Origin of the sequence: Pseudomonas sp. B22(2017) (assembly GCF_002113105.1) — a bacterium.
Lineage (GTDB): Bacteria > Pseudomonadota > Gammaproteobacteria > Pseudomonadales > Pseudomonadaceae > Aquipseudomonas > Aquipseudomonas asiatica.
In genome coordinates this window covers 290,523-301,108 of sequence record NZ_NEJN01000002.1, presented here as the reverse complement: position 1 = coordinate 301,108, position 10,586 = coordinate 290,523, and the positions used below count along the sequence as shown (strand labels likewise).

Genomic DNA, 10,586 nt, shown 5'->3' with positions numbered 1-10,586 from the left:
GCGTCATGATGAGTGTTGATGAAAAACGTATCCGCGAATTTGCCTACCAGATCTGGGAGTCCGAGGGTAAGCCCGTCGGCCAGGAAGACCGCCATTGGGACATGGCTCGCAAGCTGGCCGAAGCCGAGGCACTGGCACCCAAGGTGGCGCCGCGCAAACGGGCCCCGGCCAAGCCCAAGGTAGCGGCTGAACCGGTCGAGAAGGCCGTGGCAGTGAAGAAAACCCGGGCGGTGAAAAAGCCGGCTGCCGGTTGAGCCTGTACTGGCCTCTTAGCGGGTGACCCCGCTCCTACAGGGATAGCGCCAGGCCTGAGGATGACGGTGTACCTGTGGGAGCGGGTTCACCCGCGAAGAGGCCGGTACAGGCCTACGCAGCTCCCTCCCCCACCACGGCAACAGAGGACCGCCATGAGCCCCCGCACCCCGAAGAAAACCCGCTCGGTCGCCCCGTCGCGTATCCGCGAAGGCCTGCCTTTCCCCCTCGGCGCCACCTGGGATGGCCTTGGGGTCAACTTTGCCCTGTTCTCGGCCAATGCCACCAAGGTCGAGCTGTGCCTGTTCGACTCCACCGGCGAGCACGAAATCGAACGCATCGAGCTCCCCGAATACACCGACGAGATCTACCACGGCTACCTGCCTGACGCTCACCCAGGGCTGGTCTACGGCTACCGCGTGCACGGCCCCTACGAGCCGGAGAACGGCCACCGCTTCAACCCCAATAAACTGCTGATCGACCCGTATGCCAAGCAACTGGTCGGCAGCCTGCAATGGTCCGAAGCACTGTTCGGCTACACCATCGGCCACCCCGACGGTGACCTGTCGTTCGACGAGCGCGACAGCGCGCCCTTCGTGCCCAAGTGCAAGGTGATCGACCCTGCATTCACCTGGGGCCGCGACCAGCGCGTGCAGATCCCCTGGGAGCGTACGATCATTTATGAGGCCCACACCCGTGGCATCAGCATGCGCCACCCGGCGGTGCCGGAAAAACTGCGCGGCACCTTCGCCGGCCTGGCCAATGACGAGTTGCTCAAGCACATCAAGGAGCTGGGCGTTTCCAGCATCGAGTTGCTGCCGATTCACGCCTTCGTCAACGACCAGCACCTGCTGGACAAGGGCCTGAACAACTACTGGGGCTACAACAGCATCGCCTTCTTTGCGCCCCACCCGCGTTACCTGGCTAGCGGCAAGATCGCCGAGTTCAAGGAAATGGTCGCACACCTGCACGACGCCGGGCTGGAGGTGATCCTGGATGTGGTCTACAACCACACCGCCGAAGGCAACGAGCGCGGCCCCACGCTGTCGATGCGCGGTATCGACAACGCCTCCTACTACCGCCTGATGCCGGACGACAAGCGCTATTACATCAACGATTCCGGCACCGGCAACACCCTGGACCTGAGCCACCCCTGCGTGCTGCAGCTGGTCACCGACTCGCTGCGCTACTGGGCCGGCGAAATGCACGTGGACGGCTTCCGCTTCGACCTGGCGACCATCCTTGGCCGCTACCACGACGGCTACAGCGAACGCCACGGCTTCCTCGTCGCCTGCCGCCAGGACCCGATGCTGAGCCAGGTGAAGCTGATTGCCGAACCATGGGACTGCGGCCCGGGCGGCTACCAGGTGGGCAACTTTGCCCCGGGCTGGGCAGAGTGGAACGACCGCTTCCGCGACACCGTGCGCGCCTTCTGGAAAGGCGATGAAGGCCAACTGGCCGACTTTGCCTCGCGCATGACAGCCTCGGGGGACATGTTCAACAACCGTGGCCGGCGTCCCTATGCCTCGGTCAATTTCGTCACCGCTCACGACGGTTTCACCTTGCGCGACCTGGTGTCGTACAACCACAAGCACAACGAGGACAACGACGAGAACAACCAGGACGGCACCGATAACAACCTGTCATGGAACTGCGGTGTCGAGGGGCCAACCGACGACCCGGCCGTGAATGCCCTGCGCATGCGCCAGATGCGCAACTACTTCGCTACCCTGCTGCTGGCCCAGGGCACGCCGATGATCGTCGCCGGCGATGAGTTCAGCCGTACCCAGCACGGCAACAACAATGCCTATTGCCAGGACAGCGAGATCGGCTGGGTGAACTGGGATCTGGACCAGGAGGGCAAAGAGCTGCTGGCCTTCGTCAAGCGCCTCACCCGCCTGCGTCTGGCCTACCCGGTACTGCGCCGCTCGCGCTTCCTGGTTGGCGACTACAATGAGGCGATCGGCGTCAAGGATGTGACCTGGCTGGCACCGGATGGCAACGAGATGAGCGTGGAGCAATGGGAAGACCCGCATGGGCGTTGTCTGGGCATGTTGATCGATGGCCGTGCCCAAGTCAGCGGTATTGCCAGGCCAGGCGCCGAGGCCACCGTGCTGCTGATCGTCAATGCCCACCATGACATCGTACCGTTCGAGTTGCCGACCGTGCCCGAGGGGGATTACTGGAGCTGCCTGGTCGATACCGACCGGCCAGAGCTGCGCAAGGGGCAGCATCTGCAGTTCGACAGCACCTTCGAGGTGAAGGGGCGGTCGTTGCTGCTGATGGTGTTGCAGCGTGATGAGGAGTGAACCCCGGGGGACCATCGTCGGTCCCATTGTGTATCGGTTGCCTGTACTGGCCTCATCGCCGGCAAGCCAGCTCCCACAGGTAATCCGCTGGCCGACGGGCCTGTGCGTGACCTGTGGGAGCCGGCTTGCCGGCGATAGGGCCGGGACATACGCCCCCCATGCACCCGCCATTGAGGAGTAACCGTGAACCCCGAAGCCGGCAGTAAAGGTTTCGCCAGTGTCAACCAGGCCCCGGCAGTGAAGCGGCTGCGGGTGCTGACGGTGAATACCCACAAGGGCTTCACCGCCTTCAACCGACGCTTCATCCTGCCGGAACTGCGCGAGGCGGTGCGCAGCACCCAGGCCGACATCGTCTTTCTCCAGGAGGTGCTCGGCAGCCACGACCGCCACGCCGCGCGCTACCCCGGCTGGCCGCAGACCTCGCAGTACGAGTTCCTCGCCGACAGCATGTGGAGCGACTTCGCCTACGGGCGCAACGCGGTCTATCCTGACGGCCACCACGGCAACGCGCTGCTGTCCAAATACCCGATCATCGAACATCGCAACCTCGACGTGTCGATCACCGGCCCCGAACGACGTGGCCTGCTGCACTGCGTCCTCGACGTGCCTGGCCAGCATCAGGTGCACGCCATCTGCGTGCATCTGTCGTTACTGGAAAGCCACCGCCAGAAGCAGCTGCAACTGCTGCGCAGGCTGCTCGAATCCTTGCCCGCCGACGCCCCGGTGATCATCGCTGGCGACTTCAACGACTGGAAATCCCACGGCAACCGCACCTTGGGCCTGCAGCGTGACCTGCACGAGGCCTTCGAACGCCACCATGGCCACCTGGCCCGCACCTATCCTGCGCGGCTGCCGCTGTTGCGCCTGGACCGTGTCTACCTGCGCAACGCCGAAAGCCATGGGCCGCGAATTCTGGGGCACAAACCTTGGTCGCACCTGTCGGACCACCTGCCGTTGTCGGTCGAAGTCAGGCTTAGCAATCATTCTTCATAGCCGCAGCACGGCAAATAGCGAACCTGGCTATACCTAGCCGAATTATCTTGTGATTCAACAAGTTGAACAAAGCCACGGAACCTGAACACTTCCTTCACGCTTTCTTGACGCAAGCGGCGCCTTCTCCTTAGCTGAACATATCAAGCAGTAATGATCTCGCGCAGGGCCTCTAGCTCGCGCCTTCGTGCGCGCTGCAGAAAGCCAGGCGTGCTGGTTTGGGTCGCCCACTGTTTTTGCCGTACAGCTCGTGACAACAGGCCAGGTCCTAGGGCTGTAACACAAAAACAGAGGAGATCCGCCATGAAAAGCACCTCGAGCCCCTTGCGCTTCGAAAGCATTTTCTACGCGGTTTCCACGTCGCTGCTTCTGGCAACCCCGGTGGAAACTATCGCGTATGAACTGCAGGACGACCCGACCTCGCCCGGCTTCCTGCAACAACCGGCAGTACCACAGCTTACGCTCGACCCGGTCAGCGCCAGTGGCTTGAGTATCGGTACCTTGAACGCGTTCTCGCAAAAGATGAGCGAACGCCATGGGCAGCCTGCACCGGACCTGGTCGCCAGCCAGTGGGCGCAGTTCTTCCCCACCACCGCGCGCAGTGGCGCGCAGCCTCCGGACCAACTGGAGGCCCCCAGCCAGCAACTGATGATCGGCCCGGACCTGTTCGTGCGTGAAACTGCAGCGGGCAATGTGCACCGCGCGGGGATCTTCGTGGGGCAAAACAACCTGCAGACCAACTTCAACGGCATGCGCCAGCTGTTGGGCGACAAGCAACGCAACGCCGTGAACCTCAGCGGTGAAAGCCTGGGGGTGTACTGGAGCATGACCCATGAACAGGGCTGGCACCTGGATGCCGTGGCCATGGGTTCGCGCATCGACGTCAATGGCCGTGGCGAGAACGGCCAGCGACTGGACGACAGCGGCCACGCGATGACCTTCTCGCTGGAAGGCGGCATCCCCATCGGCCTGGGTGGCGGCTGGGTGATCGAGCCGCAGGCGCAGTTGATCAACCAGCAGTTCTTCCCCGGCAGCCGGGCGCAGGAAGAGACCTTGCAGGCCTTCGACAGCCAGCCGAGCTGGAGCGGTCGGGTCGGTGCCAGGCTGTCCGGGCGTTATGAAGTACGCGGCATGCCGATCGAACCCTATGTGCGGACCAACGTGTGGTATGACTTCAGCAATGCCGATGAGGTGAAGCTGGACCAGGTCGACAAGATCTCCAGCTCGCGCTACTCGACCACGGTGGAACTGGGGTTGGGGCTGGTGGCGCGGGTGACACCCACGGTGGCGCTGTTTGTCAGTGCCGATTACAGCAGTGACGTCGACGACAATGATCTGAACGGGTTGATTGGCAGCCTTGGGGTGCGGATGCGGTGGTAGGCAGGGTTGGCCCTTTCGCGGGTGAACCCGCTCCCACAAGGACCGCACAGGGTCTGAAGCTTGTGCAATACCTGTGGGAGCGGGTTTACCCGCGAAGAGGCCGGTACTGGCAAAACATCAGGCTGGTTTCATTATCAGAACACCAAGCGGCGGCAGGTTCAGGGCCAGCGACTGCGGCTGCCCATGGCTGGCTATCTCGTCACTTTGCACGACCCCCAGGTTGCCGACATTGGACCCGGCATACAGCTCTGCATCACTGTTCAACAGCTCCTGCCAGCGTTCGCCAAACGGCACGCCAATGCGATACCCCTCGCGCGGCACCGGCGTGAAGTTGGCCACCACCAGCACTGGCTCACCACTGCTGCTCCAGCGCAGCCAGGCATACACGCTGTTCTGCGCATCGTCACCAATCAGCCACTGGAACCCCTGCGGCTGGCAATCCTGCTCGTGCAACGCCGGCACCTCGCGGTACAGGCGGTTGAGGTCGCCTACCAGGCGCTGTACACCCTGGTGCTCAGGGTACTGCAGCAGGTACCAGTCCAGCTCGCCATCGTGGTCCCACTCGCGCCACTGGCCGAACTCGCAGCCCATGAACAGCAGCTTCTTGCCCGGATGCGCCCACATGAAGGTGAGGTAGGCACGCAGGTTGGCGAACTTCTGCCAGCGGTCGCCGGGCATCTTGTCGATCAGCGAATGCTTGCCGTGCACCACTTCGTCGTGGGAGATGGGCAGGATGAAGTGCTCGGAATAGGCATAGATCAGCCCGAAGCTCATCTCGTTGTGATGATAAGTGCGGTGCACCGGGTCGTTCTGAATGTAATGCAAGGTGTCGTGCATCCAGCCCATGTTCCACTTGTAGGCAAAGCCCAGGCCGCCCTGCTGGGTCGGCTGGCTGACGCCGGGCCAGGCGGTGGACTCCTCGGCGATGATCAGCGCGCCCGGGGCCTCATGGGCCGCCACGCCGTTGAGGTGGCGGATGAAGTCGATGGCTTCCAGGTTCTCGCGCCCGCCGTGGCGGTTGGGCACCCATTCACCGGCCTTGCGCGAATAGTCGCGGTACAGCATCGAGGCCACTGCATCGACACGCAGGCCATCGATGTGGAAGTGCTTCAGCCAGTGCAGCGCCGAAGCCATCATGAAGCCACGCACTTCGTTGCGGCCAAGGTTGTAGATCAGCGTGTTCCAGTCCTGGTGGTAGCCCTCCAGGGGGTTGTCGTATTCGTACAGGGCGGTGCCGTCGAAACGCGCCAGGCCGTGTTCGTCGGTGGGGAAATGCGCCGGTACCCAGTCCAGCAGTACACCAATGCCCCCTTGATGGCAGGCGTCGATGAAGGCGGCGAAGTCCTCGGCGCTGCCGTAGCGCGATGTGGGCGCGAACAGCGACAACGGCTGGTAACCCCAGGAGCCGCCGAACGGGTGCTCCATGATCGGCAGCAGTTCGATGTGGGTGAAGCCCAGCTCCTGAACGTACGGCACCAGGCGCTCGGCCAGCTCGCGCCAGTTGTAATAGCGCCCGACCTCGCCCGCTTCATCCAGCTCGCAGCGCCACGACCCCGGGTGCAGTTCGTAGATCGACAGCGGCGCGCTGTAGGCATGGCGTTGCGCGCGTTGCGCCATCCAGTCGTGGTCTTGCCAGTCGTGGCTGAGCGCCCCTGCCACCTTGGATGCGGTGCTCGGCGGCAGTTCGGTGGCGCGCGCCAGCGGGTCGGCCTTCAGGGGCAGTATGCCGTCCTTGCCCAGCACCTCGAACTTGTAGGTTTCGCCCACGCCCAGGCGCGGCACGAACAGCTCCCACACCCCGGCGCTGTGGCGCAGGCGCATGGGGTGGCGGCGGCCATCCCAGTTGTTGAAGTCACCCACCACCGACACCCGCCGGGCGTTCGGTGCCCACACCGAGAAACACACGCCATCGACGCCATCGACCTGGATGGGTTGGGCGCCGAAGCGCCCGGACAGGTCGCGATGGTTGCCTTCGGCGAACAGGTACAGGTCCATGTCGCCCAGTTGCGGGCCGAAGCTGTAGGGGTCTTCGGTGACCTGCTCGCCACCGGCCCAGCCGATCTGCAGCAGGTACGGGTGTGCCTCATCGAGGTGCGCGGTGAACAACCCTGGCAGGCTGCCCTGCTCCATTTCGGCGAGGATGCGCCCGTCATGCCGGGCCAGGATGCGCACATTCAGGGCGTTGGGCAGGAAGGCGCGGACTACCTGCCCGCCGGCGCCGTCGCCATGGGGGCCGAGTACCGCAAATGGATCGGCGTGCTCGGCGCGGGCCAGGGCGTCGAGGTCCCGTTGCCGAAGGCCGCCGTTTTCACGCGTGGTTGCATTCATCTATGACTCTCCCCAGGTACTGATCAGTCCATGCAGGCCATGCAAAGGCACGGCCAGCCAGCTCGGACGGTTCTCGGCTTCGTATGTGATTTCGTAGGCGGCTTTTTCCAGGCAGAACAGCTCCAGTGCAGCACGCTCGCCCTCGGCCTGTTGCCAGGCGTGAGGCATGGCCGCGGTGGCCAGGCCATAGGCTTCGACAAAGGCATGCCGCGACTGGTGCAGGTACTGCTTGGCAACCCGTTGCCGGGCTTGGCGCGCCGGGTCGGAAAGGTCGACCGCAGACGCGCTGCGCAAGATCATGGCAGCAGCATAGTCGAAGGATCGCAGCACGCCGCTGACATCCTTGTACGGGCTGTGTTTTGCCCGACGCTCTTGCAGCGGCCGGGCCGGTTCACCTTCGAAATCGATGAGGTAGGCGTCGCCCTGGACCACCAGCACCTGGCCCAGGTGCAGGTCGCCGTGCACGCGCATCAACAGGCCGCCCTGGGCCTGGCGGGTCAGGTTGGCGATGTGCTGGGCCAGGCCGTCGCGCTGTTGCTGCAAGTCGTCGACCAGCGCCTGGCTTTCGCTGTCGAGGCTGTCGCGGTACTGGGCCAGCAGGTCGAGGGCATGGGTGAGTTCGGCGCTGATCTGCGCACTCCAGCGTTCGCTGTCGTCGGCATCGCTCGGGCGCGGCTGGAAGGCCTCGTCGTTGGTCGGTGCGGCCAGCAGCAGGTGCATCTCGCCCAGGCGCTGGCCGAGCAAGGCGGCAAAGCCGGTGAGTTCGGCCAGTGCATCGGTGTGCGCATCGGCGTCGAGGCTGGAAGGCTCCATCTGGTCGCGGATGGCCCGTTCCAGGTTGTTCTGGGTCCAGGCCCAGGCGTCACCCTGGTTGCTCAGGTAGCCCTGGGCGATCATCAGCAGGTGTGGCGCGCCCTGCTCGTCCACCCGGCTGACCCAGGCCAGCAGCGGCGAAATGTTGGCAAAGCCTGCGGCGGTCAGGTAGGCACTCATTTCCAGCTCGGGGTGCACACCCGGGTTGACCCGGCGAATCAGCTTGAGCACCACCTGGTCGCCAATCACCACCGAGCTGTTGGACTGCTCGGCGCTGAGGTAGCGCACGCTGCTTTCGTCGTTCAACGCCAGGCTCGCCAACTGCTGCGTGCTTTCGAAGCGCAGCTCGCCCTCGCCGTTGCCACAAGGCAGATGCATGCCGCCCTCACAGGCACGCAGCACCGCGCGGATGAATGGCTCGAGGACGAAGGCATCGGTGATCAGGCCAACCTGATGGGCACGGCGCACCCGCGCCAGGGCCAGCTGCTGCGGCAGTGCGGTACTGATCTGCTCTTCAGGCAGCAGGCCGAACGGCAGCTGGTAGCGGGTAGCCATACCCTCGCTGAGCACTTCGATTTCACCGAGCAGCACCGGCGTGGTGGTAGTGCCGAAACGCACGCCGTAGCACAGGCGCACCTGGTCGATCGGCCCTTCCTTGCCGGCGAACCAGCGCCGCTTGGGCAGGTACTGCGGCAGGATGGCGCTTTGCAGGGTATCGCTGGAGGGGGCCTCCAGCAGTTCTTCCATGCGCTTGCGCAATACCAGTGTGGTCAATTCGGGTAACCCCTCGGTGGCCTGGATGTGCCAGCTGGGCATGCGGTCGTGGCTGGCCAGCAGGAACCAGTAGAAGGCGTAGGGTGGCAATGTCAGCAGGAACGGCAGTTGCCCGATTGGCGGGAAGGCGCTGCCGCCGAGCATCTCCACCGGTACTTTGTCGGCGTATTGTGACAATTCCAGTTCAGCTGCCTGGGCGGCGCGGGAAACGTTGGCCACGCACAGGATGACTTCAGTGTTGCCATCGGCGTCGGTGTACTCGCGCAAGTAGGCGAGGATGCGCCGGTTGTTCGGCGTGAGGGTGCGCAGGCTGCCGCGGCCGAAGGCCTTCTGCTGCTTGCGCACCGCCAGCATGCGCCGGGTCCAGTTCAGCAGCGAATGCGGGTCGTTGGCCTGGGCTTCGACGTTGACGGTCTGGTAACCGTAAAGTGGGTCCATGATCGGCGGCAGTACCAGGCGCTGCGGGTCTGCACGGGAGAAACCGCCGTTGCGGTCCGGCGACCATTGCATGGGCGTGCGAACGCCGTCGCGGTCGCCCAGATAGATGTTGTCGCCCATGCCCAGTTCGTCGCCGTAATACAGGGTGGGCGTGCCGGGCATCGACAGCAGCAGGCTGGTGAGCAGTTCGATGCGCCGGCGGTCGCGCTGCAGCAGCGGCGCGAGGCGGCGGCGGATGCCCAGGTTGATGCGGGCGCGGCGGTCTTCGGCGTAGTAGTTCCACAAGTAGTCGCGCTCGCGGTCGGTAACCATTTCCAGGGTCAGCTCATCGTGGTTGCGCAGGAAGATCGCCCATTGGCAGTTGGCGGGGATTTCCGGAGTCTGGCGCAGGATGTCGGTGATCGGGAAACGGTCTTCCATGGCCAGGGCCATGTACATGCGCGGCATCAACGGGAAGTGGAAGGCCATGTGGCATTCGTCGCCCTCGCCTTCGCCGAAGTACGGGCGGGTGTCCTCGGGCCATTGGTTGGCCTCGGCAAGCAACATGCGGTCGGGGTAGTTGGCGTCGATTTCGGCGCGGATCGCCTTGAGCACGTCGTGGGTTTCGGCAAGGTTCTCGTTGTTGGTGCCGTCGCGCTCGATCAGGTAGGGGATGGCGTCCAGGCGCAGGCCATCCACACCCAGGTCGAGCCAGAAGCGCATCACCTTGATCACAGCCTTGAGCACTTGCGGGTTGTCGAAGTTGAGGTCGGGCTGGTGCGAGTAGAAGCGGTGCCAGAAGTACTGGCCGGCGACCGGGTCCCAGGTCCAGTTGGACTTCTCGGTGTCGAGGAAGATGATGCGCGTGCCGTCGTACTTCTGGTCATCATCCGACCACACGTAGAAGTCCCGTGCCTTGCTGCCGCGCTTGGCATGGCGGGCGCGCTGGAACCAGGGGTGCTGGTCGCTGGTGTGGTTGATGACCAACTCGGTGATTACCCGCAGGCCGCGTTTGTGCGCCTCGGCGATGAAGCGGCGGGCATCGGCCAGGTTGCCGTAGTCGGGGTGCACGGCCTTGTATTCGGCGATGTCGTAGCCGTCGTCGCGGCGTGGCGAGGGATAGAACGGCAGCAGCCACAGGGTATTGACGCCCAGCTCGGCAATGTAGTCGAGCTTGCTGATCAGGCCGGCGAAGTCGCCGATGCCGTCGTTGTTCGAATCGAAAAACGACTTGATGTGCAGCTGGTAGATGACGGCGTCCTTGTACCACAGCGGGTCGTCAATGAAGGCTGCCGGGCGGGAACGCTTGGCCATGTGCGACTC

The 10,586-nt window shown here is 64.1% G+C and carries 6 protein-coding genes; 4 read left to right on the top strand and 2 right to left on the bottom strand.

Annotated features, from left to right (window positions below):
- The first annotated feature begins 5 nt into the window (after window positions 1-5).
- The 4 genes from CAG18_RS05215 (at window position 6) to CAG18_RS05200 (ending at window position 4,931) form a co-directional block, all read left to right on the top strand.
- Window positions 6-254 carry a DUF2934 domain-containing protein gene (locus tag CAG18_RS05215; protein WP_085720526.1) on the top strand — a complete coding sequence of 83 codons (249 nt, stop codon included), beginning with the start codon at window positions 6-8 and terminating at the stop codon, window positions 252-254.
- 153 nt (window positions 255-407) lie between these two features.
- Window positions 408-2,561, top strand: a complete 2,154-nt coding sequence (gene glgX, locus CAG18_RS05210) for a glycogen debranching protein GlgX (RefSeq protein WP_085720525.1) — start codon at window positions 408-410, stop codon at window positions 2,559-2,561.
- A gap of 183 nt (window positions 2,562-2,744) precedes the next feature.
- Window positions 2,745-3,554: an endonuclease/exonuclease/phosphatase family protein gene (locus CAG18_RS05205; RefSeq protein WP_085720524.1), complete on the top strand. Its 810-nt coding sequence runs from the start codon at window positions 2,745-2,747 to the stop codon at window positions 3,552-3,554.
- Window positions 3,555-3,854: 300 nt separating this feature from the next.
- The gene (locus tag CAG18_RS05200) at window positions 3,855-4,931 is read left to right on the top strand and encodes an autotransporter outer membrane beta-barrel domain-containing protein (RefSeq protein WP_054573009.1); all 1,077 of its coding nucleotides are present in this window, start codon (window positions 3,855-3,857) and stop codon (window positions 4,929-4,931) included.
- Between the two features lie 117 nt (window positions 4,932-5,048).
- Here CAG18_RS05200 and glgB read toward each other — a convergent pair whose 3' ends face one another.
- Window positions 5,049-7,259, bottom strand: coding sequence for a 1,4-alpha-glucan branching protein GlgB (gene glgB, locus CAG18_RS05195; protein WP_015271003.1), 2,211 nt, complete (start codon window positions 7,257-7,259; stop codon window positions 5,049-5,051).
- Entirely contained in the window at window positions 7,260-10,577 is a 3,318-nt protein-coding gene (gene treS, locus CAG18_RS05190) for a maltose alpha-D-glucosyltransferase (protein ID WP_085720523.1), read from the bottom strand. It abuts the gene before it with no gap.
- Between the last annotated feature and the right edge of the window lie 9 nt (window positions 10,578-10,586).

What these genes read in the sequence shown, in the direction of transcription:
- CAG18_RS05215 (WP_085720526.1), top strand. Translation starts at nt 6, where the DNA reads ATGATGAGTGTTGATGAAAAACGTATCCGCGAATTTGCCTACCAGATC.
- glgX (WP_085720525.1), top strand. Translation starts at nt 408, where the DNA reads ATGAGCCCCCGCACCCCGAAGAAAACCCGCTCGGTCGCCCCGTCGCGT.
- CAG18_RS05200 (WP_054573009.1), top strand. Translation starts at nt 3,855, where the DNA reads ATGAAAAGCACCTCGAGCCCCTTGCGCTTCGAAAGCATTTTCTACGCG.
- glgB (WP_015271003.1), bottom strand. Translation starts at nt 7,259, where the DNA reads ATGAATGCAACCACGCGTGAAAACGGCGGCCTTCGGCAACGGGACCTC.
- treS (WP_085720523.1), bottom strand. Translation starts at nt 10,577, where the DNA reads ATGGCCAAGCGTTCCCGCCCGGCAGCCTTCATTGACGACCCGCTGTGG.